Origin of the sequence: Terasakiella sp. SH-1 (genome assembly GCF_004564135.1) — a bacterium.
Lineage (GTDB): Bacteria > Pseudomonadota > Alphaproteobacteria > Rhodospirillales > Terasakiellaceae > Terasakiella.
The window spans coordinates 90,202-112,614 of the sequence record NZ_CP038255.1; the positions used below are offsets into that span (position 1 = coordinate 90,202).

Consider the following 22,413-nt stretch of genomic DNA (forward strand, 5'->3'; position numbering starts at 1 on the left):
ATATACTTACCGACAGATACACAAGATTAACAGGATAAGAGGCCTAGTCGAGAAAGCATAATTACTCGACAACATCGTCTCCTTATTCCCATCATGCTTCCGTTTCAAAGCAATGCAACATTGCTCATGTGTCAGGAAAGCATTTTTTGAGAAAGGTGAAAAAATGCAGTCTACTATTGGTGAAGGTTTTGACGATATTCGCGACGCAGTGCGTGCCCTTTGTGCAGATTTCCCTGCAGAATACCATCGCAAAATTGATGAAGATAAAGCGTACCCAGAAGAGTTTGTGGATGCACTAACCCGTGACGGCTGGATGGCAGCTCTTATCCCTGAAGAATATGGGGGGGCAGGTCTCGGTTTGACAGAAGCCTCTGTCATTATGGAAGAAATCAACCGTGCAGGCGGCAATTCAGGTGCCTGCCATGGTCAAATGTACAACATGAACACTTTGGTCCGTCATGGGTCTGAGGCTCAGAAAAACCTGTATCTGCCAAAAATTGCCAGTGGTGAACTTCGTTTACAGTCCATGGGCGTGACAGAACCGACAACAGGTACTGATACCACCAAGATCAAAACTACAGCTGTAAAAAAAGACGGTCGCTATGTTGTGAACGGACAGAAAGTTTGGATTTCACGTGTACAGCATTCAGACCTTATGATCCTTTTGGCCCGTACGACCCCGCTGAAAGATGTAAAGAAAAAATCTGAAGGCCTGTCCATTTTCCTTGTCGATATCAAAGAGGCGATGAAAAAAGGCATGGTGGTTCAACCCATTCCGAACATGGTCAATCATGAAACAAATGAACTGTTCTTTGATGACCTGGAGATCCCTGAAGAAAATCTGATCGGTGAAGAAGGTCAAGGTTTCAAATACATTCTAACCGGTCTGAATGCAGAACGGACCTTGATTGCTGCGGAATGTATCGGGGATGGCTATTGGTTCGTTGATAAGGTCAGCCAGTATGTTACAGATCGCGTTGTATTTGGCCGTCCCATTGGTCAGAACCAGGGTGTACAGTTCCCCATCGCCGAAAGCTTCATTGAAGTCGAGGCTGCAAATCTCATGCGCTATGAAGCCTGTCGTCTCTACGACAATGGCGAAGCATGTGGTGCGCAAGCCAATATGGCAAAATATCTGGCCGCAAAAGCATCATGGGAAGCAGCGAACGCATGTTTGCAATTCCACGGCGGTTTCGGTTTTGCCAATGAATACGATGTAGAGCGTAAATTCCGCGAAACTCGCCTCTATCAGGTTGCGCCAATTTCTACAAATTTGATTTTAAGCTATGTCGCAGAACATATTCTGGGTATGCCGAGGTCCTTCTAATGTCAGCAAATACACATCTTCCTTTAAAAGGCTTAAACGTTGTAGCTATTGAGCAGGCTGTAGCAGCACCATATTGTTCAGCTCGACTGGCTGATGCGGGGGCAAGCGTCATCAAAATTGAACGACCCGAAGGTGATTTTGCACGTGGTTATGATGATGCCGCCTCCGGCCAAAGCAGCTACTTTGTCTGGCTTAATCGTGGCAAAAAATCTGTTATTGTCGATTTGGCATCCGCTGAAGGGAAAGCCTCTCTTCGCGACTTGTTGGAAAATGCAGACGTCCTTCTGCAAAATCTCAAGCCCGGCGCGTTGGAGCGTTTAGGCTTCGGTTTTGAAGAACTCAGAAAAACCCATCCCGGTTTGATTATCTGCTCTATTAGCGGTTACGGTGAAACGGGCCCGATGGTGAACCGTAAGGCTTATGACCTTTTGATACAGGCCGAAGCCGGACTATGTTCATTAACAGGCAATGCTGATGCCCCTGCCAGAGTCGGGATCTCAATCGTTGATATTGCAACCGGCGCAGTCGCTTACTCTGCCATTTTGGAAGCCTTACTTGCACGTGGTATCAGTGGTGAAGGTGCCAATATCAGTGTCTCCATGTTTGATGTAATGGCTGATTGGCTGACGGTTCCATTGATGCAGTATGAAGGAACGGGTAAGCTACCGCCACGCATTGGCATGGCACACCCATCCATTGCCCCTTATGGCGTCTTTAAAACAAAAGATGATCAATTGATTTTAATCGCGATCCAAAGTGATCGGGAATGGGTCATTCTGTGTAAAGATTTTTTACACAATGAAAGCGCTGCGACAGACCCTCAGTTTAATACGAACGTGGCACGAGTTAAAAATCGTGAAGCTACGGATGTATTGGTACGAACGGCTTTTGCGAATATTGACATTGCTGAAGCACGAAATCTTTTGGATAAATCCAAAATTGCCTATGCATCGGTCAATGATATGGACGGTCTGTCCAACCACCCCCATTTACGCAAGGTTGAAGTTGAAACGCCAAATGGTCCTGTTTCCTATCCTGCACCGGCGCCTGTGTTTACAAATCAAACAAGAAGTTACGGTTCTGTTCCCGCCCTTGGGGCTGATAACTCCATTTTAAACAAAGGAGAGTAACGGTCGATGGTATCGCAAAATAAATCTATAAATATAGACCATTTAAGCAGCTGGATTGGCCGTGAGGAAAATGTGTCAGATGTTATTTCTCTGGATTTGGTAAACAAGTTCCGGGCAACAATAGGCTTACCAATGCAAGATACTGCTGTGGGGCAAGCGGTACCGAGACTTCTGCATTTTTGCTTGGCTCAACCCGTTCTTCCCGCAGATATGTTGGGGGGAGATGGTCATCCGAAAAAAGGCGGTTTTCTACCTCCCGTTCCTCTGCCACGTCGTATGTGGGCGGGGGGTAGTTTGGAATTCAATGGAGACCTCCGTGTGGGTGATACGGTTACACGTAAATCCACAATAGCCGACCTTAAAGTCAAGGAAGGCCGCACGGGAACGCTTTGTTTTGTGACAGTTGACCATAATGTTATGGTCGGTGAACAATCTATTCTTAGCGAACGTCAAAATATCGTCTATCGCGAAGAAGATACAGGCACATCTGCGAAAAAGGAATTACCTGTAGCAGAAAACGGCCAGCATCAACGCATGATAGTCCCGACATCAACGCTTCTCTTTCGCTATTCAGCGCTAACATTTAATGGCCATAGAATTCATTATGATCGCCCTTATGCCATTGAAGTTGAAGGCTATGATGGATTGGTCGTTCATGGCCCTCTTCAAGCAACCATGATGTTGCATTTTGCCGCTGAGCTGTATGGCAAGGAGCCTGATAAATTCACTTTTCGTGGTGCTACGCCGCTGGTTGATAATGAACCATTTTATCTTCATGCCCGTGAGGAGAATGGAAAAATGCAACTCTGGACAGCTCGTAAAAATGGTCCGATTGCCATGATGGGAGAAGCCGAATGGCACTGATCAAAATTGGTCTGTGGATTGAAGCTATACTAGCTTTTCTTCACCAGTATAGTACTGACGCGCCATCTGATTCATTTCTTGAACCCATCTTGACTATAGACTGCAATAACACCTTCATTTTGCGAATTGAAGAATAATAACTTTATGGGGAAGGACATGTCATGACACAGACTCATGATTTAGATTTTGTTGCTCCACTTTTTGTCCCAGCGAGCCGACCAGAAATTTTCGATAAAGCTGCGACTTCCGGGGCTGATGCAATTATTTTGGATTTGGAAGATGCTGTGGCAGATGAGGCAAAAGAAGAGGCACGCAAGTCCTTATCCAGTGATTTCACAAGTTTGCCGGTTCTTGTACGTGTCAACAGCATTTCCTCGCCTTGGCATGAGGAAGATATCAAAGCTGTATCCAAGTTATCTCTTAGTGCAATTGTTGTTCCTAAAGCCGAGCTAAGCCCTGAATTTGAACAGCTTTGTTCTTCGTTGGCAGAGGTGTCTCTACCAGTTATCGCCCTTGTTGAAACGGCAAAAGGGTTAGCCGATACGCGTCAACTGTCCGCCTTGGAAAACGTGAAGCGATTGATATTCGGTTCAATTGATTTTTGTGCTGATTTAGGTTGCGCCCATACACGTGAAACTCTGTTGTTTGCGAGAAACGAACTGGTTTTGGCATCGCGGTTAAACAACATCTTAAAACCAGTAGATGGGGTCACCACCTCACTCCAAGACGTTCAAGGAATCACAGATGATGCTCGTTATTCTTGTGATTTGGGTTTCGGTGGCAAACTGTGCATTCATCCAAAACATGTCTCCCCTACGCTCAATGGTTTTAAACCAAGTGAAGCTGAAATTGAGTGGGCGAATAGAGTACTTGAAGCAGGAGAAGGTGCCGTAACAGTAGATGGTGCCATGGTTGATAAACCTGTTCGCATACGAGCACGTAACATCTTAAAACGTAAATGAGGTAAAAAGTGATGAAGATCCTCGTCGCAGTAAAGCGCGTCATTGATTATAACGTGAAAATCCGCGTTAAATCAGACAACACAGGTGTAGAAACCGCCAACGTCAAAATGTCTATGAACCCGTTTGACGAAATCGCGGTTGAAGAAGCCATTCGTCTCAAAGAAGCAGGTGCCGCTGAAGAAGTTGTGGTTGTTTCCATGGGTGAGAAAAAATGTCAGGAAACCATCCGAACCGCTCTGGCTATGGGCGCTGATCGTGGTATTTTGGTTGAAATTGACGAAGACCTACAGCCGCTGGCCGTTGCCAAGCTGCTCAAAGGCATCGTTGAAAAAGAAAACCCGGATATGATCATCCTGGGTAAACAGGCAATTGATGACGACAATGGTCAAACCGGTCAGATGCTCGGCGCTTTGCTGGGTTGGCCGCAAGGCACATTTGCTTCCAAAGTCGAAATGGCCGACGGTTCCGTCAATGTCACCCGTGAAGTTGACGGTGGCCTGCAGACTGTGAAACTGGCCCTGCCTGCAATTGTGACAACTGACCTGCGCCTCAATGAGCCTCGTTTTGCATCATTGCCCAATATTATGAAGGCCAAGAAGAAACCGCTTGAAACAGTCACTCCAGCTGACTTTGGTGTGAATACAACACCAGGCCTGAAAACTCTGAAAGTTGAAGAACCTGCGACACGTTCTGCTGGCGTAAAAGTGGAAACAGTCGCCGAATTGGTCGACAAACTGAAAAACGAAGCGAAGGTGATCTAAGATGAGCATTCTTGTTATTGCGGAACACGATAATGCGTCCATCAAAGACGCAACGTTAAACACAGTTACGGCTGCAAAAGAGCTCGGTGACGTAACAGTTCTGGTTGCCGGTAACGGTTGTGCTGCTGCCGGTGAAGTCGCTGCAAAAATCGACGGTGTCGCCAAAGTATTGCTGGCGGATGACGCCGCTTACGATCATGAAATCGCTGAAAACATGGGTACCCTTGTTGTATCTTTGGCAGGCGATTACACACATATTCTGGCACCGGCGACAACAAACGGCAAAAACTTCATGCCGCGCGTTGCGGCCCTTCTTGATGTTGCTCAAATTTCTGACATCACCAAGATTGAGTCTGCTGACACATTTGTGCGTCCGATCTATGCCGGTAACGCCATGGCGACCGTTCAGTCTTCGGACGAAAAGAAGGTCATCACGGTTCGTACCACAGCCTTTGATGCGGCCGCAAGCGAAGGTGGTTCTGCGGCTGTTGAAGCTGTGGCATCCCAAGGTGACTCCGGCAAGTCTTCCTTCGTTGGTGAAGAACTGTCTGTTTCTGAACGCCCTGAACTGACATCCGCCAAGATTGTGATTTCAGGTGGTCGTGGTATGGGCAGCGGTGAAAACTTCAAGATCCTTGAAGCTGTTGCAGACAAGCTTGGTGCGGCCATTGGTGCATCACGTGCTGCTGTTGATGCAGGTTTTGTCCCGAACGACCTTCAGGTTGGTCAAACAGGTAAGATTGTTGCCCCTGAGCTCTACATCGCAGTTGGTATCTCCGGTGCGATCCAGCACCTGGCAGGTATGAAAGACTCCAAAGTGATTGTTGCGATCAACAAAGACGAAGAAGCCCCTATCTTCCAGGTGGCAGACTACGGCCTAGTTGCGGACCTCTTCGACGCGGTACCTGAACTGGAAAAAGAGCTGGGTTAAATTTGACAATTTCACCTGCGGCGCTCCCTAGACGCAGGAAACTACCGTATCTAGTCCTCGGGTTAGATACGGGATTTTCATAGAGTTGTACCTTTAAAGCAACTTATAGTACTGCACACGTTTTAAACTTTCTGAAAGCATGTGCCTGACTTACCCAAAGGCTAAAAGGTCGGTTCCCGTACTTCTTTTAGCCTTTGGACACCTTTTCAATTTCTAGAAGAAAAATGAATGTGCCTAAAGTCATTCTGACATGCAGGAAATGAGCCTTTAAAATGATCAATCGTCCCAAAAAAATTCGCCGTTTATTGGCAGCCAATCGTGGTGAAATTGCCATTCGTATTTGCCGTGCTGCTTCAGAGCTTGGCATTGAAACGGTGGCGATTTATTCCAACGAAGACCGATTTGCCCTGCATCGATTTAAAGCAGATGAGTCTTACCTCATCGGTGAAGGCAAAGGGCCAGTTGAAGCCTACCTAGATATCGAAACTATCGTACACATTGCCAAAGAAACCAATGTAGATGCCATTCATCCTGGCTATGGTCTGCTGTCTGAAAACCCGACCTTTGCGCGTCGTTGCCGTGAAGAAGGTATTATCTTTGTTGGGCCAAGCCCGGAAGTTATGGAAGGTCTGGGCAACAAGGTTTCTGCACGCGAGCTGGCGGTCAAAGCCGGTGCCCCGGTTGTACCTGCAACCAATGCCTTGCCGGAAGATGAAGAAATCATCAAAGCAGAAGCAGCTAAAGTGGGCTACCCGATGATCACCAAAGCGTCTTGGGGTGGTGGTGGCCGTGGCATGCGTGAAATCACGTGTGAAAAAGATCTGTTGCGCGAAGTCGATGCTGCCAAACGTGAAGCTAAGGCGGCCTTTGGTAATGACGAGATCTATCTGGAAAAATTGGTACGTCGTGCCCGTCATGTGGAAGTCCAGATCATGGGGGATGCCCATGGAAATATCGTCCATTTGTTTGAACGCGACTGTTCTGTTCAGCGCCGTAATCAAAAAGTCGTGGAACGCGCCCCGGCTCCTTATTTCTCAGATGAAAAACGCAAAGAATTGTGTGAGGCTGCGTTGAAAATTGCGCGCACGGCGGGGTATAGCTGTGCGGGTATTATGATAGTTTGCTTGAAAAAGTAACTGCCTGGGGCAAAACGCCGAACGAAGCGGTGGCCCGTATGGACCGTGCCTTGCGGGAGTTCCGCATTCGTGGTGTAGCGACCAACCTGTCGTTCCTTGAAAATGTCCTGTCTCATGAAAAATTCCTCACAGGCAGCTATACGACCAAATTCATCGACACAAGCCCTGAATTGTTTGATATGCCCAAACGTCAAGACCGGGCATCCAAACTGCTGAATTTCCTTGGTGAAGTTATGGTCAATGGCAATCCGGAAGTGGCAGGGCGCAAACATCCGGATTATATTCATCATCCCGTGGCCGAAAATTACAATGTATCATCCAAGTCGGGTCTGAAACAAAAACTTGCTAAAGAAGGTCCAAAAGCGGTGGCAGACTGGATACTGACCCAGGACCGCCTGCTTTTAACCGATACCACCATGCGAGATGCGCATCAGTCCTTGCTGGCAACCCGTGTACGTACTGATGACTTGGTTAAAATTGCTCCAACTTATGCAAAACGATTGCCCGAATTATTTTCGGTTGAATGTTGGGGCGGGGCGACTTTCGATGTGGCGATGCGTTTCCTCAAGGAATGCCCATGGGATCGTCTGGAACGCTTGTCTGCGGCTATGCCGAACCATCTAACACAAATGTTGCTGCGCGCTTCCAACGGTGTCGGTTACACCAACTATCCGGATAATGCAGTGAAGTTCCTGGTGAAACGTTCTGCTGAAGCAGGTATGGATGTCTTTCGTGTGTTTGATAGTTTGAACTGGGTGGATAACATGCGCGTTGCCATGGATGCAGTTAATGAAACCGGTAAAATCTGTGAAGCCGCAGTTTGTTACACAGGTGATATTCTGGACCCGAACCGGGACAAATACAGCCTGAAATATTATGTTGATATGGCGAAAGAGCTAGAAGCCGCCGGTGCCCATATTCTAGCGATCAAAGATATGGCGGGTTTGCTGAAACCGGCCGCGGCGACGCAGCTCTTTACCGCTTTGAAAAACGAAATATCCATTCCTCTTCATTTCCATACCCACGACACATCTGGCATTGCCGCAGCATCTGTTTTGGCGGCAAGTGAGGCTGGTGTCGACGTGGTCGATGGTGCGCTGGACTCCATGAGTGGTTTGACCTCACAAGCCAATCTGGGCTCTATCGTGGCAGCATTGCGTAATACCCCGCGCGACACCAGTATTAATCAGGGCGCGATGCGTAAAGTATCTGATTACTGGGAAGATGTCCGTGCCAACTATGTCGGTTTCGAAAGTGACATTCGTTGTGGCACATCTGATGTTTATAACCACGAAATGCCGGGTGGTCAGTATACCAACCTGCGCCAGCAGGCACGTAGCCTGGGGATTGAAGAGCATTGGTCAGAAGTGTCTGATGCCTATGCCGATGTCAACCAGATGTTTGGCGATATTATCAAGGTGACACCGTCTTCCAAAGTAGTTGGCGATATGGCTCTGATGATGGTGACGTCTTCTTTGACCCGTGATGATGTGGAAAAACCAGACAAGGAAATTGCCTTTCCAGAATCCGTTGTCAGCTTCTTCCGCGGGGAATTGGGCCAACCGACAGGGGGATTTCCCAAAGAACTGCAGAAAAAGGTTCTGAAAGGTGAAGAACCTATCACTGTCCGTCCGGGTTCTGCCATGGAACCACTTGACCTTGATCTGGCGCGCAAGACGGCTGAAGAGATGGCCGGACGTGACATCAGTGACAATGAACTGGCTTCTTACATCATGTATCCGCAGGTCTTCCGTGATTATGTCGCGCATCAAAACCAATATGGTGATGTGACAGTCCTGCCGACCAGCGCTTTCTTCTATGGTATGGAGCTGGGCGAAGAGTTGGTGGTGGATATTGAAAAAGGTAAAACGCTCTTCATTAGTTTCCGTGCGATTTCAGATGGCGATGACGAAGGTCGCCGCACCGTCTTTTTCGAACTAAACGGTCAGCCACGCAACGTCAAAATTACTGACACCTCACAGACGCCCAAAAAAGAAAGTGCGCCCAAAGCCGAAGATGGCAATGAAAACCATGTCGGTGCGCCAATGCCAGGACTTGTAGTATCTGTTTCTGTAAAAGAGGGAGACAAAGTCAAACGCGGCGATGTCCTACTGTCCATTGAAGCGATGAAAATGGAGACATCTGTTTTGGCAGAACGAGACGGGGTGATCGACAAAATCATTACAGGACCAGGATCTCAAATAGATATGAAGGATCTCCTTGTTGTGTTTACCTAGAATTTGGCTTTTACCATTTCACCCAATTTTCCATTGTGGATCAATTAGTCTCTCATTGTGTATTCCATCCTCAGGAATTGAATGCACCGAAAATTCCCAATTAGATCTTGGTTGTGCTGAAAGAGAGCTTTTGCGTTGCCCAACTCATCTCTACTCAAAAATGAGGAGTAATAAAGTGATAGATCTGAAAAAGGCTAACGGAAATGACCGGATTAGTCATGCTCCTTGCGTAAAACATAGAGCTGAAAAAGCTGCACATAATGAGAAAAACAAAAGAAAAGAGTGGTTAATGCTTCAAGGCTACGAAGGTGTTGCAAGTTTGTTCGATTGTTTCATTGAAACTCAGAAGAATGTTTAATTGTGGATCTTAAGATCACAAAAACCCAAAGATTGACCTGTTTCGCGCATCCGGGACCAGTTGATAAACTATTTCATCACTGGAATGGAAATTTTATGATCAAGCACACAAGCTACTCAGATGCATTCAGAGCCTGTACCGTTGTCGGAATTTTAATAGAGGGTGAAAAACCGACAGCGGGTGCTCGACAAAATACAGAAGCCGCAAAACTAAAATCCCTGCGTCAAGAAAATCCAATTCCATGTATTTGACGATCTATACTTGAAGATAAGTTTATCGACTTTCTTTGCATTGCTGCGTCAAAATACCATCGAGTTACACAAAAAATAACAAGGAGTAAATCCGATGGTAGAAATCATTCATCACGAAGAAGCCCCTTATCGCAGCCATCTTCCCCACGATGGCGAGAACCAATATGTTTTCGTCCGTTCAGATGTTCATGAAACATGTTGGGGTACGTTTCAGACGTGCTCTGTCAGTAAAGGCGAATCCCTTAAGTTGGAAATGGCAGTAGATGAATTCACTACAACAGCTTACAACGACTGTTCCCTGGACTGTCGTCATGACCCTACATGGCATCATATGGCTTTATTGGCCAAGAGCGATCAGCATGCTCAAGAGATGACAGAAATCCTCAAGGAGAAGGGGTATGATGTCATTGAAGGCATTGATGTGTTATGGCCGAATGTCATTTAACATCACATATCTGACTTTATTCAGCTCAGTCAGAACAGCCTTTATGGTAAAGCCTTTACCATAAAACAGTTGGGCAGACTTTCCGCGTGATCCGTCTGCCCATCCTCCCAATTGCATTGCAATTTCATGCCGCACATCGGCTTCCCGCAGAGCATCCCGGAAGTTGTGGCGGAACGAATGGAACGATGTTTTTGGGGCATCGGCATCAATTGATTTAAGAAATCGGGCGAACCGCTTGGAGAATGTATCTGATCTATACCCTGTGGTCCCGAGTTTGATATCAGGAAATAATTTTAAACGGGTATTTTTCTCAAACTGTTTCAGATATCGCATAAAACCCAATTCCAATAACTGCGGGTGAATGGGAATGACTCGTTCCGATGCTTTGGTCTTCAAGATTTTGTCATCAATCCCACGATCCGTTTCGCAGGTAATATTAAAGCACCAGGTTTCATCCTTCTGAACAACATCTTCGACATTCAACTGACAGATTTCGTTCAAACGAAGACCATTATAAAGTCCGATGTGTGGAACCCAGTATTCGGCACCAAATTTATCAGCTAGCCCTTCAAATATTTTAATCAATTGATGATCTGAGAACGGCAATCGTTTATCCTGGGCATGAATAGGGTCGGCGACTTTCAATCCAATCGCTGGGTTATGGTCCAACAATTCTTCTTCCACAGCCCAATTCAACATCGCCGACAACTTGTTGACATATTTGTTGATGGTAAGTGGTGCCATCGGTTTCATGCGACGCTCTTTCGCCAATTCAGATATTTCCACCAGTGATTTCCGTGGAAAGCGTTTCTTCGCATTTGCAGGCAGGTGACGAACAACATTCATGAATTGACGGCAGTCTTCGCGATCAATATCTCCAATCGGTTTATCGTCACCAAATATTTCCATCAACACGTTATAAACAGATTGATACGTCATGATGGTCTTTCTGCTTCTGGAACGTGCCGGATCGTCCATATAACGGTGGTACAGTTCATCCAGAGTGAGGGATGGCTTCCGTGGTGCAGATACCGATAATACTTCCTCTACGACCGTTTGAATTAACGTTCTGAGACCGTCATCGTCGGATGTTGGTGGAGCTTTGATTTGTGGTTCGTGTGTATCACTTTTGTGTATCACCGTGTATCGTTCAGTTGTGTCATTTAAAACCACTCCACGGGCTTCGGCGATGATCTGCTCAACATTATTGCATACGGTTCGATAACGTCGCACAGCGGTACTGTAATCGGCAGTATTCAGCGATTTAAGGAACTCTTTGCGACCAATATTATCTTGAATATCATGGGGCACCCGACGACGGTATCGCCAGATATTTCCACGCCGATATAGGTTGGGGAGATTAGCCATAATGACCATTCCCGATACACGGTGTGTACCAGTTTTGTGTATCACTTTGCCGATTCTGATTGAAAATAGCCTTCAAACCGGCATCAAGAATCGTCCATACACCGTCATTGTAACGGTCTGTAATCAGCAGAATATAAGGGTAAAAGTAAAACAGGTACCGAGCGTTGCAGCATCGGTACCTGTGAATTTTGGTGGAGCTATGCGGGATCGAACCGCAGACCTCTACAATGCCATTGTAGCGCTCTCCCAGCTGAGCTATAGCCCCATAAGTTGGTGGCGCAGAAGATAGCTGATTTTTATGGGGTTGCAAGATAAAAATGTGTCTTTGAGCAAAAAACTTTACAGGTTTTGGTCAGCAACCCCTTCGTCGATATGTTCCATGACTTCTGACATATCCATTTCATCACTGCCCACCAGATCGTCGGCATCTTCGATGAAGTCATCTTCACCTTCACGGGGCTCTAGATCTGTTTCAACATCTTCAAATTCAGCGAGGATGTCTTTGTTTTCTTCTTTGGGTGGGGGCGTGCTGTCATAGTCACTGGTTTTGGCCAGCAAGGCGGCTTCGTCATTGACGGGGGCATTGCATTTGGGACAGGTGGCATCCGGTTTGCGCATATCATAAAAGTGTGCGCCACAACCAGGGCATTCGTGTTTTTGTCCCCATTCCGGTTTCATGTTCAGCCCTCCTTCGCAAATCCTGACAAAGGCTGGTGAAGCGCGCAGATAAATATCTGTATGAGCCACCAGATTCAGGACATTTGCCCTTTAAAAAAACTGTTTGAAGCGGTTTGTTCGCCCGCTCCAATGACACGTACACATCTAATTCTCCAATACTGTAAAACGAAAATGACAAAAAGTCTCGTTTAGAGTGATCCTAATTTAAATTTTTCTGATTTTTCTTTAATTGACTTACGCGTCACACTGTACGAAAGTGCGCTGAATTTCTGACTTTATGTAAAGGCCCAAGCTGTGAAAACCGTTGCATCTCATCAAACTGAAAATCTTGCGGGCACAATCCGTGTCCCTGGTGATAAATCCATTTCGCACCGTTCTTTAATGTTTGGCGCGATGGCGGCCGGGCAAACGAAAGTGACGGGCCTGCTGGAAGGCGAAGATGTGCTGTGTACAGCCGCAGCCATGCAAAGCCTTGGGGCACAGGTTGAGCGTCAGGATGATGGCACATGGGTTATTCAGGGGCGTGGTGTTGGTGGCTTTTCTGAACCGACTGGGGTGCTGGATATGGGCAATTCCGGTACGGCTGCGCGTTTGTTGATGGGCGTGTTGGCGACGCAATCTTTCACCACTTTCATGACAGGCGATGCCTCCTTGTGTTCGCGCCCAATGGAACGGGTGATGAAGCCGTTGCGCCTGATTGGTGTTAATTTCGTGTCGCGTGAAAATGGCCGCATGCCGATTGCCATTCAGGGGACAGACAGCCCCATGCCGATTTCTTATGAATTGCCGGTGGCCTCAGCACAAGTCAAATCGGCTGTTTTGTTGGCCGGGCTCAATGCACCGGGCAAAACAACAGTGATTGAACCCAATCCCAGCCGTGACCATACCGAAAAAATGTTGCAGCATTTCGGTGCTGAGGTTGAGGTGGAAGAAACGGATAAGGGCGGACGTGTCATCACCTTGACTGGTCAGCCGGAGCTTGTTGCCCGTGATGTGGTTGTGCCGACGGACCCAAGTTCAGCAGCTTTTCCTGTTGTTGCTGCCTTGATCACACCGGGCTCTAAAGTCACGGTGGAAGCTGTCGGGATGAACCCGTTGCGCACAGGTCTCTTTACAACCCTGAAAGAGATGGGCGGTAAGATCACCGAAGTGAATACCCGCATTGAGGCAGGGGAAGAAGTTGCTGATTTGGTGGTGGAATATTCCGAACTTACAGGCGTGACGGTTCCAGCCTCACGTGCTCCTTCCATGATTGATGAATATCCAGTATTGGCCGTGGCAGCCTCTTTTGCCAAAGGCACAACCCATATGGAAGGGCTGGAAGAGTTGCGTGTGAAGGAAAGTGATCGTCTGGCCGTGGTGGTGGAAAGCCTGAAAGCCTGTGGTGTTGATGTGGAAGAAGGCGAAGACTTCATGATCGTTAAGGCCGATGGTCAGCCTGCCTTGGGTGGGGGCGAGATTAAATCGCGCTTGGATCACCGTATTGCCATGTCTTTCATCGTCTTTGGTTTGGCGTCTCAAAAGCCTGTAACTATTGATGATGCGTCACCGATTGACACCAGCTTCCCGGGCTTTATTGATCTGATGAACGGGCTGGGTGCGAAAATCAGTTAATTTACGTCATCCTCGCGGATGCGGGGATCTCTTTCAGTATGGATAAAGGCCCCCGCTTTCGCGAGGACGACGGAGAGTTTATATGGGCATTGTTGTTGCAATTGATGGTCCGGCCGCGGCAGGCAAGGGCACATTGGCGCGCCGAGTCGCAGCGGATTTGAATTTGGCTTATCTGGATACGGGGCTTTTGTACCGTGCCACGGGGTTTGCCGTTGTGCAGGCAGGTGGCGATCTGGAGAATGAAGCTGATGCGCTGAAAGCGGCACAAAACTTGAAGGCTGATGACCTGACAAACGAGAAATTACGCCATGACGAAGCCGCGCAAGCAGCCTCAAAAGTTGCTGTAATTCAATCGGTTAGAGACGAGCTGTTGGAGTTTCAGCGTCGCTTTGCCAAGGAACCACCACAGGGCAAGGTTGGGTCTGTTCTGGATGGGCGCGATATTGGCACAGTGGTTTGCCCGGATGCGGATGTGAAGCTGTTTGTGACAGCCTCAACAGAGGTACGTGCTCAACGTCGACTAAAAGAGTTGCAAGAGCGTGGCCTTGAAGCTATATACACGCAGGTTTTACAGGATATGAAAGACCGCGATGCGCGCGACAGCCAACGCAGCTCCGCGCCATTAAAGGCAGCTGATGATGCGGTGATTTTGGATACCTCTGATCTGGGGATTGAAGAAGTTATTGCACAGGCTAAATCAATCATTTCTGAAAAAGCCTGAATAGATACGTCTGTGAACTGACTTTTGACGCTTTCTTTTAGAAGGAAGTGCTGAGGGTCTTTTTCACTTTCATGAAGGTGGATCGGCAGTTAGTCACTGCGCTGTCTGGTCCTGATACCTTTGACGCAATTGCGGGTGACAGACCAACGGAACCAACCGTTTGGCATGAAACAACATTATTATAGGACTTATATATTATGACTGAAGCAGCTCCAGTAGTTGAAGATTTTGAAGCGCTTTTTAACGAAGCGTTCGGTGAAGAAGCCCTTTTTGAAGGTCAAGTACTGACAGGTACAATCATTCGCGTTGATAATGATTTCGCAATGGTTGACGTCGGTTTGAAATCTGAAGGCCGTATCCCCCTTAAAGAATTCGGTTTCGGCGAAGAAGCACAGAAACTGTCTGCCGGTGACAATGTTGACGTATTCGTAGAGCGCTACGAAAACAAAGACGGCACAGTTGTTCTGTCTCGTGAAAAAGCGAAACGTGAAGAAGCATGGAAAAACCTCGAGAAGCAGTTCGAAGCTCAAGAGCGTGTTAACGGTGTTATCTTCGGTCGTGTTAAAGGCGGCTTCACAGTTGACCTTAACGGTGCTGTTGCCTTCCTGCCGGGCTCTCAGGTTGATATCCGTCCGGTACGTGACGTAACACCGCTGATGGGCAATGCTCAGCCGTTCCAAATCCTGAAAATGGACCGCCAGCGTGGCAACATCGTTGTTTCTCGTCGTGCTGTTCTTGAAGAAGCACGCGCTGAAGCACGTGGCGATCTCATCAAAGGTCTGGAAGAAGGTCAGGTTCTTGACGGTGTTGTTAAAAACATCACTGATTACGGTGCGTTCATCGACCTTGGTGGCATCGACGGCCTGCTGCACGTTACTGACATTGCATGGCGCCGCATTGCTCACCCGTCTGAAGCACTGCAAATTGGCGAAACTGTTAAAGTACAGGTTATCCGCTTCAACTCTGAAACTCAGCGTATCTCCCTTGGTATGAAGCAGCTTGAAGCTGACCCTTGGGAAGGCGTTGACGGCAAATATCCGGTTGATGGCAAGTTCTCTGGTCGCGTTACAAACATCACTGACTACGGTGCGTTTGTTGAGCTGGAGCCGGGCGTTGAAGGTCTGGTACACGTTTCTGAAATGTCCTGGACGAAGAAAAACGTACACCCGGGCAAAATCGTTTCTACTTCTCAAGAAGTTGAAGTTATGGTTCTGGATGTGGATCCGGTTAAACGCCGTATCTCCCTTGGCCTGAAACAGTGTCTGGCAAACCCATGGGATGCGTTCCTGGCTGAACACCCGCAGGGTTCTGAAGTTGAAGGCGAGATTAAGAACATCACTGAATTCGGTCTGTTCATCGGCCTTAACGGCGAAATCGACGGTATGGTTCACATGTCTGATCTGGCATGGGAAGGCACACCTGAAGAAGCACTGGCTTCCTTCAACAAAGGTGATGTTGTGAAAGCGAAAGTTCTCGACGTTGACGTTGAGAAAGAACGTATTTCTCTGGGCATCAAGCAACTGTCTGAAGATCCTTTTGAATCTGCGTCTTCTGACATCAAGAAAAACCAAATCGTGACTTGTACAGTTCTTGCTGTTGAAGAAAATGGTCTGGAAGTTGAAGTTGACGGCGGCCTGACTGGCTACATCCGTCGTGGTGATCTGGCGCGTGATCGTGGTGATCAGCGCACAGACCGCTTCAACGAAGGTGACAAGATTGACGCCAAGGTAACTCAGTTTGACAAGAAAAACCGTAAGGTTTCCCTGTCTGTGAAAGCTCTGGAAGTTGAAGAAGAGAAGAAAGCAATGGCTGAATACGGCTCTTCTGACTCCGGCGCGTCTCTGGGTGACATCCTGGGTGCAGCACTGGAACAAAAGAAAGGCTAATTCGTTAGTTCCTTCTTTTTGAAGTTTAAGATCGACCCCTTCCTGTTCTTGCAGGAAGGGGTTTTTCTTTTATATTAGGGCGTAAACTCATAAAATAGACTTGTTTGGCGGAGATGTATTTGAGGATAGACAAGGCATGAAACCCGCAGAAGTGCAAGCACTTTAAGGGTTTTATAACGCAGTTCTATCCTCAAATACATCCCGTCCCTTACGGGATTTCCCAGAAATATAGGCATTACTGCGTTAAAGTCTTTTGAAAGTACAAGTACTTCCTGCAAGCCTTTGCCTTGTCTTGCCTATATTTCTGGGAAACCAAAGCAAGTCTATTTTATGGGTTTACGCCCTAATCATGTAGGTGTCTTGGTATGTCACCATGGAAAAAGGTCCCCGCCTTCGCGAGGACGACGAAGGAGAATTAAATGACCTTTTCAGCTGACTATCTTTTGGACCGTATTCGCCTTAAACGCCGCCTGCGCATTTGGCAGGGGATTGGTATTCTTGCTATTTGCGCAGCACTTTTGGCTTTGGCAGCACGTTTTGATGTGTTTGGTCATGGGGATCATATTGCACGGCTGTGGGTTGAGGGCATTATTCGCGATGATGTTGCTCGAGATGAGATGATTGCAGAACTCAAGCGCGACCCCAAGGTCAAGGCTGTGATCGTGCGCATTAATAGTCCGGGCGGGTCCGTTGTTGGAGGAGAGGCTCTTTATAGGAACTTGCGCGACTTGGCGAACGAAAAGCCCGTCGTTGCTGTCATGGGGGAAGTTGCGGCAAGCGCAGGCTATATGACTGCATTGGCTGCGGATTATATTGTGGCGCGTGAAGGGACGATTACCGGTTCCATCGGGGTGTTGATGCAATCAGCCAATGTGAAAGGTTTGATGGAAAAAATCGGGGTCAAGCCTGTGATTATCAAGAGTGCTCCACTTAAGGCTGCACCGAATCCTATGGAAGATTTGACACCGCAATCCAGAAAAGCGACAGAAGCGGTGATTTTGGATATGTTTGATATGTTCCAGTCCATGGTTATGGAACGACGCAATCTGAGCAAGGCCGAAGTCAGCAGGCTTGCCGATGGGCGTATTTATACGGGCAGGCAGGCCAAAAATGCACGCCTTATAGATGAAACAGGCAGTGAAGCTGCGGCTTTGGCGTGGTTGAAACGGGAAAAAAAGGTGCCCTCTACACTGGAGGTTATTGATGCCATTTATGGGGAAGAAGACTTGTGGGCAGGTGCACAAAGTGCAATTGCGAAAAGCTTTTTCGATAAAACATTGATTTCTAAGGGACTTAGTCTTGACGGCTTGATTTCTGTCTGGCAACCTGAATTGAAGTAATGAGCATTGTGTTAGGTCGATAAACCTACTTTGAAAGAAAGGGAGCAGGTGCCCATGACAAAATCGGAACTGATTGCACGTTTGGCTGAAGCTAATCCTCACCTTTTTCAGCGTGATGTAGAACGGATCGTGACAACGATTTTTGATGAAATCACGCAAGCCTTGGCTGAGGGCAATCGCGTCGAGCTACGTGGTTTTGGGGCTTTTTCGGTGAAAACACGAGGGTCCCGTGTAGGACGCAACCCGCGCACAGGTGAGTCTGTGGATGTGGGGGAAAAAGCTGTGCCTTATTTTAAAACAGGCAAAAAATTGAGAGAGCGCCTGAATACCGCCTAAAAGGAAAACGCCTTCTTCCCATTGTGGTAAGGGGGAATCTGGTGTAAACGACGTATGCTATTGTATGTCGTTGGTCATTGGTGTTGTGTTGAAAGTAGGCGCTTATGAAAATCTTATCTTGGCTGATCTTTATTCCCTTTGCTGCGGTTGTGGTCTTTTTTGCCATTTCAAACCGCGAAGAGATTGCTGTGAATTTCTGGCCCTTACCCTTTAGTCAGGATATCCCCCTTTACTTGTTGAGCTTGGGCACTTTGGCCTTTGGTTTTTTCTTTGGTGCACTGCTGACCTGGATGTCGGTGGCAAAGTGGCGTGTGATTGCCATGAGCCGAAGAAAAGACACGAAATATGCCGAAGCCGAAGTCGCACGCCTGCAAAAACAATTGCAGGAAGTTGAGAAAAAACAGCAGCCAAATCAGGAGGTTTTGCCTGCTGTTAAGCCAGATGTGGCATAAAAGGGAAAGGTCTTTGCATACGATGGAATGCATTGTGAGGCAGGGGTTTTAAAAGGATCATAAACCCGTAAGAAACCTTATTGACAGATGAACAACTGTGGGTCATATGGAATAGATATTGTGTCGTTATATCAGGAGTAACGAAATTGTCTTTAGTTTGGCAAGAAAGCATGTCCGTCGGCATTTCTGTCGTTGATGATGATCATAAAAAACTGTTGTTAATGATTGAACAGTTTCGCGGCCTTGTAGAGACGCTGAACGAAAAAGACCCTGATGAAGCCGCCATCGAATTGGATCAGGTTTTTTATCTTCTTCATGATTTCACCAAGACACATTTCCGCCGTGAGGAAATGATTATGAAGGCCCTTAAATTTCCAGATATTAAACGCCATATCATCTTGCATCAGGAATTGATTAAGCAGTTGATGGGGGCTTATGCCAAATTCAAGGAAGAACGAAAGAAAGGGCTTTTGGATAAGCCGATCAATGAATTGGCAACTCTTTTAAATCAATGGGTTGTGAATCATATTCTGCAAGAGGATTTGCAGTTGAAGCGTATGAGAAAATTTGCATCTTGATTGGGCTAAATCAATTTAAGGTTGATTATTTTCTCTGAAAACCGCAAAAAAATATTAGTATTCAACCAACCCATAGTGTATTAGACTTCCCTGTGGAAGAGTAGTGGTTATGACGTTGGTATAATTATGTTTATTGTAGCTGTTCTTAAGAACTCTGGACAAAAAAATTTCGAAGCTTTTTGGAATAAACAAGAAGCGGCTACATTTTGGTCAAATATTATTTCGAGTCGACGCAAGCTTGAAGGCGATGCTGTTCGCGAGGTGGTGCTTTATGAAAGTGAAACCTCTTCTATTGAACATGGTATCAAAGAAGCGCGTCAAAATCGGCTTCAGCCGATCAAAACCCATAAAATGAATGAGAACGTCCCGTTTTATGAAAAGATAAAACGTACAGGACCGGGGTGTGTCACACCTGAAACCATTATGGAAGCCGAACGCCAGATTAAGGCGGAAGGGGCCCGTTTTGTTGAAGTTACCAAAGAAACGGTTCAAAGCTTCCAGAAAAAGGTTGAAGCGCTGGCCTCTGCCAAGGAGGTCCATCCCCATCACAAGGTCGTGATGGACGAGATTTGCTATAACCTCAAGGCCCAAGGCGGGGGATATAGCTACACACTGATTACATTCGTCGCCGGCCATTTGGAAAAATACCTTAAGCGCGCCCAGGATGAAGATATGGTCAGTGAACGCGGGGTGAATATCCTGCGTGCCTATGTCACTACATTTGAATTTATCCTGAATAACCGGATCACAGGTACAGGCGGGGATTTGGGCCGCACGTTGATCAAGAAATTGGATGAAGTCATTAAAGGTGTGAACGCCGATATTGATGTGGCCGCTGTACGTGCGGCTGCCAAGCCAAAGCCGAAACCAAAACCGCAGCCCAAACCAGAGGTCAAGCCGGAAGTCAAGCCAGAGGTCAAGCCGACGCCAGAAGTCGCACCCACTGTCGAAAAACCGATCGAAGAAGAAATGCCTGCTGCACCTGTTCAGCCGAAGCCGGAACCTGGTGTTATTTCGCAGGAGTCTTTGGCAGAACTTTTCGAACAGAAGAAAGCCGAGCCTGAACCTGAAAATGCAGGCAAGGCCAATGAGGTCAATGAAAAGACCTTTGACTGGTCAGAGAAATATTCGGTTGGTATTCCAGAACTGGATGAAGACCATCGTTATCTCTTCCATTTGATGAAGCACTTCTATCTCACCAGCGAACGTGATGGCGGTTTGTATGAAGTGGATATTATTTTCTCCATCTTGAAAGCTTTTGCCCGTGTCCACTTTGGCCGCGAAGAAGCTGCCATGGCCATCGCAGGGTATGACAAGACGGTCGAACATGTGAAGCAGCATGAAAAGCTGATGGTCGAACTGGAAGAAATGCGTGACTATTATGTGATGTTGACGGATGAAGAAGCCGGTAAGAAAGTCAGTAATATGTTTGTGAAATGGTTAAGCGGCCATATTCAGGAAGAAGATTCAGGCTATCAGAATAGTATGCAGGCAAAATCTGAAAAGATTTCCAGCTTCTTACAGGAAATGGATATGCCCAAGGCGTGGATTGGGGAAGAAGAATAATGAAAAAATTCCAAAGCTACGGTTTTACGGATTTAACATTTTTGATTGTCGATGTAGACCGTTGGGCGGCGAATCTGACCGAAACCACTTTGCGGACATTCGGGGTGAAGAAATGTGTTTTTGCCACCAATGAATTCGATATGATGGAATCGCTGTTGCGTGACCGTCCAGATATCATTTTCATGGAATGGAAGCTCAAGTCAGATAGCGGTATTGATTTGGTGCGAAAGATCAGAACAGCATCTTTTGAAACCTATCAACATACGCCGATCATTATGGCAACGGCGATGACCGATATGGAAAATGTCGCAGAAGCCCGCGATGCCGGGGTCAACGAATTTATTGCGCGGCCATTTTCACCGGGAAATCTCTATAGCCGGATTTGTGCGATGGTTGCCAATCCACGCCCCTTTGTGGATTGTTCGACCTATAAGGGGCCGGACCGCCGCCGCCGCCGGATGCCCGTACCGATTGATCGCCGCCGCAAGTAAGCGTGATAAAGGGGGAGGGGAAGATGCATGTTATCGCAATTTTGGCACAAGCCGGTGATGATGAGTTTCTAGCCTTTGAAAAAAAGGGCCGGGCTTCCCAATATTGGTCAAACGCGGTTGATCAGGCAAAACGCGGTGAGGCATCCGTACAGGGAAAGCGGGCTTTCAAGCTGTTTGTTATTGATGGTGATGATGAAGAAGCCGCTCTTAGCCTTGCCAGAAAGGGGGAGGTTGAGGCCGTTAAGACCTTTGATGTTGAAAACTACGTCCCCTTGTCAGAAAAGGCTGCCGCAGATGAAACCATGCTGGCGATTGATTTTAACGATATCGCTGCCGCAGAAAAAGATGTTGAAGAGCTGACGGATACCTATCAAAGCTGGGTTAAATCCGATGTGAAACTTTTACAGGACCGGATTAATCTGATCAAAAGTACCGGCGACTTTGACGAAAACGATTACCGCACCATGCATGATATTGCCTATAACCTGACCGGGATGGGCGGGACGTTTAATTATCCGATGGTGTCATTTCTAGGGGTGCGGTTGATGTATTTCATCGAAACCCTGGAAAACAAGCCATTAACCAACGCACATCTCCAAATTCTCTCAGCCTATTTATCAGCCCTTAAAATCGTTGTGGCCAAAGGGATCAAGGGCAATGGCGGGGCGCTGGGTCGTAAGTTGCTGGATAATCTCAATAGCGTAATTCTAAAATTTTCTGGTCGGGAAAAAGCAAAAGCGAAACCAAAGCCTGAGCCAAAATCGGCGACGAAAACCCCTCAGGTCATACAAGATATTATTCAGAGTGAAAAAAACCTTGAAGAAAATAAGGTTAAGGTAGTAAAAAATAAACCAGAAGCCGCGCAGACCCGAAAGTCAGATGGGGTTGAGGTTGAAAAGCGGTCACAGGAAAAAACAGCGCCGAATGCTATGTCACAGGAAGAGCTTTCACGAATTCTTAACGACAAAAAGTGATATTTTC

General features: G+C 47.1%; 22 protein-coding genes and 1 tRNA gene. 20 read left to right on the forward strand and 3 right to left on the reverse strand.

Features of this window, described 5'->3' with window-relative positions:
- The first annotated feature begins 163 nt into the window (after positions 1-163).
- The 10 genes from E4K71_RS00465 (at position 164) to E4K71_RS00505 (ending at position 10,402) form a co-directional block, all read left to right on the forward strand.
- Positions 164-1,327: an acyl-CoA dehydrogenase family protein gene (locus tag E4K71_RS00465; protein WP_135074964.1), complete on the forward strand. Its 1,164-nt coding sequence runs from the start codon at positions 164-166 to the stop codon at positions 1,325-1,327.
- A complete protein-coding gene (locus E4K71_RS00470) occupies positions 1,327-2,457 on the forward strand; it encodes a CaiB/BaiF CoA-transferase family protein (RefSeq protein WP_135074967.1) in 1,131 nt (376 codons plus the stop codon). The genes E4K71_RS00465 and E4K71_RS00470 overlap by 1 nt, the downstream gene beginning before the upstream one ends.
- A gap of 6 nt (positions 2,458-2,463) precedes the next feature.
- Positions 2,464-3,321, forward strand: coding sequence for a MaoC family dehydratase N-terminal domain-containing protein (locus tag E4K71_RS00475; RefSeq protein ID WP_135074970.1), 858 nt, complete (start codon positions 2,464-2,466; stop codon positions 3,319-3,321).
- A 161-nt stretch (positions 3,322-3,482) separates the two neighbouring features.
- Entirely contained in the window at positions 3,483-4,283 is an 801-nt protein-coding gene (locus E4K71_RS00480) for a CoA ester lyase (protein WP_135074973.1), read from the forward strand.
- An 11-nt stretch (positions 4,284-4,294) separates the two neighbouring features.
- Complete coding sequence (locus E4K71_RS00485) at positions 4,295-5,044, forward strand: electron transfer flavoprotein subunit beta/FixA family protein (RefSeq protein WP_135074976.1); 750 nt, start codon at positions 4,295-4,297, stop codon at positions 5,042-5,044.
- A gap of 1 nt (position 5,045) precedes the next feature.
- Positions 5,046-5,975, forward strand: coding sequence for an FAD-binding protein (locus E4K71_RS00490; protein WP_135074979.1), 930 nt, complete (start codon positions 5,046-5,048; stop codon positions 5,973-5,975).
- A gap of 272 nt (positions 5,976-6,247) precedes the next feature.
- The gene (locus E4K71_RS18585) at positions 6,248-7,111 is read left to right on the forward strand and encodes a biotin carboxylase N-terminal domain-containing protein (protein WP_346504510.1); all 864 of its coding nucleotides are present in this window, start codon (positions 6,248-6,250) and stop codon (positions 7,109-7,111) included.
- Positions 7,096-9,348, forward strand: a complete 2,253-nt coding sequence (pyc, locus tag E4K71_RS00495; RefSeq protein WP_346504511.1) for a pyruvate carboxylase — start codon at positions 7,096-7,098, stop codon at positions 9,346-9,348. The genes E4K71_RS18585 and pyc overlap by 16 nt, the downstream gene beginning before the upstream one ends.
- A gap of 175 nt (positions 9,349-9,523) precedes the next feature.
- Positions 9,524-9,706 carry a hypothetical protein gene (locus E4K71_RS00500; RefSeq protein ID WP_135074981.1) on the forward strand — a complete coding sequence of 61 codons (183 nt, stop codon included), beginning with the start codon at positions 9,524-9,526 and terminating at the stop codon, positions 9,704-9,706.
- A 345-nt stretch (positions 9,707-10,051) separates the two neighbouring features.
- Entirely contained in the window at positions 10,052-10,402 is a 351-nt protein-coding gene (locus E4K71_RS00505; RefSeq protein ID WP_135074984.1) for a hypothetical protein, read from the forward strand.
- Here the strand turns inward: E4K71_RS00505 and E4K71_RS00510 are convergent.
- The 3 genes from E4K71_RS00510 to E4K71_RS00520 form a co-directional block, all read right to left on the reverse strand.
- On the reverse strand, positions 10,382-11,815 hold the full coding sequence (locus tag E4K71_RS00510) for a site-specific integrase (protein ID WP_135074937.1): 1,434 nt from the start codon (positions 11,813-11,815) through the stop codon (positions 10,382-10,384). The two genes, E4K71_RS00505 and E4K71_RS00510, sit on opposite strands and share 21 nt — an antisense overlap.
- A gap of 144 nt (positions 11,816-11,959) precedes the next feature.
- Positions 11,960-12,035, reverse strand: a tRNA-Ala gene (locus tag E4K71_RS00515).
- A gap of 74 nt (positions 12,036-12,109) precedes the next feature.
- A complete protein-coding gene (locus tag E4K71_RS00520) occupies positions 12,110-12,448 on the reverse strand; it encodes an FYDLN acid domain-containing protein (protein ID WP_135074987.1) in 339 nt (112 codons plus the stop codon).
- Positions 12,449-12,742: 294 nt separating this feature from the next.
- On the opposite strand from E4K71_RS00520, the gene aroA reads away from it, so the two are divergent.
- From aroA to E4K71_RS00570, 10 genes are all read left to right on the forward strand, one after another.
- The gene (gene aroA, locus E4K71_RS00525; protein ID WP_135074990.1) at positions 12,743-14,062 is read left to right on the forward strand and encodes a 3-phosphoshikimate 1-carboxyvinyltransferase; all 1,320 of its coding nucleotides are present in this window, start codon (positions 12,743-12,745) and stop codon (positions 14,060-14,062) included.
- 82 nt (positions 14,063-14,144) lie between these two features.
- Entirely contained in the window at positions 14,145-14,783 is a 639-nt protein-coding gene (gene cmk, locus E4K71_RS00530) for a (d)CMP kinase (RefSeq protein ID WP_135074993.1), read from the forward strand.
- Positions 14,784-14,980: 197 nt separating this feature from the next.
- Positions 14,981-16,669: a 30S ribosomal protein S1 gene (rpsA, locus tag E4K71_RS00535; RefSeq protein WP_135074996.1), complete on the forward strand. Its 1,689-nt coding sequence runs from the start codon at positions 14,981-14,983 to the stop codon at positions 16,667-16,669.
- Between the two features lie 419 nt (positions 16,670-17,088).
- Positions 17,089-18,009, forward strand: a complete 921-nt coding sequence (sppA, locus tag E4K71_RS00540) for a signal peptide peptidase SppA (RefSeq protein ID WP_135074999.1) — start codon at positions 17,089-17,091, stop codon at positions 18,007-18,009.
- A 54-nt stretch (positions 18,010-18,063) separates the two neighbouring features.
- Entirely contained in the window at positions 18,064-18,345 is a 282-nt protein-coding gene (gene ihfB, locus E4K71_RS00545) for an integration host factor subunit beta (RefSeq protein WP_135075002.1), read from the forward strand.
- Positions 18,346-18,449: 104 nt separating this feature from the next.
- The gene (locus E4K71_RS00550; RefSeq protein ID WP_135075005.1) at positions 18,450-18,797 is read left to right on the forward strand and encodes a LapA family protein; all 348 of its coding nucleotides are present in this window, start codon (positions 18,450-18,452) and stop codon (positions 18,795-18,797) included.
- A gap of 170 nt (positions 18,798-18,967) precedes the next feature.
- On the forward strand, positions 18,968-19,375 hold the full coding sequence (locus E4K71_RS00555) for a hemerythrin family protein (protein ID WP_135075008.1): 408 nt from the start codon (positions 18,968-18,970) through the stop codon (positions 19,373-19,375).
- A 126-nt stretch (positions 19,376-19,501) separates the two neighbouring features.
- Positions 19,502-20,941 (forward strand): hemerythrin family protein, encoded by a 1,440-nt coding sequence (locus E4K71_RS00560; RefSeq protein ID WP_135075011.1) that lies wholly within the window; start codon positions 19,502-19,504, stop codon positions 20,939-20,941.
- Entirely contained in the window at positions 20,941-21,432 is a 492-nt protein-coding gene (locus E4K71_RS00565) for a response regulator (RefSeq protein WP_135075014.1), read from the forward strand. The genes E4K71_RS00560 and E4K71_RS00565 overlap by 1 nt, the downstream gene beginning before the upstream one ends.
- Before the next feature lie 23 nt (positions 21,433-21,455).
- Positions 21,456-22,406 carry a hypothetical protein gene (locus E4K71_RS00570; protein WP_135075017.1) on the forward strand — a complete coding sequence of 317 codons (951 nt, stop codon included), beginning with the start codon at positions 21,456-21,458 and terminating at the stop codon, positions 22,404-22,406.
- Positions 22,407-22,413 lie beyond the last annotated feature (7 nt).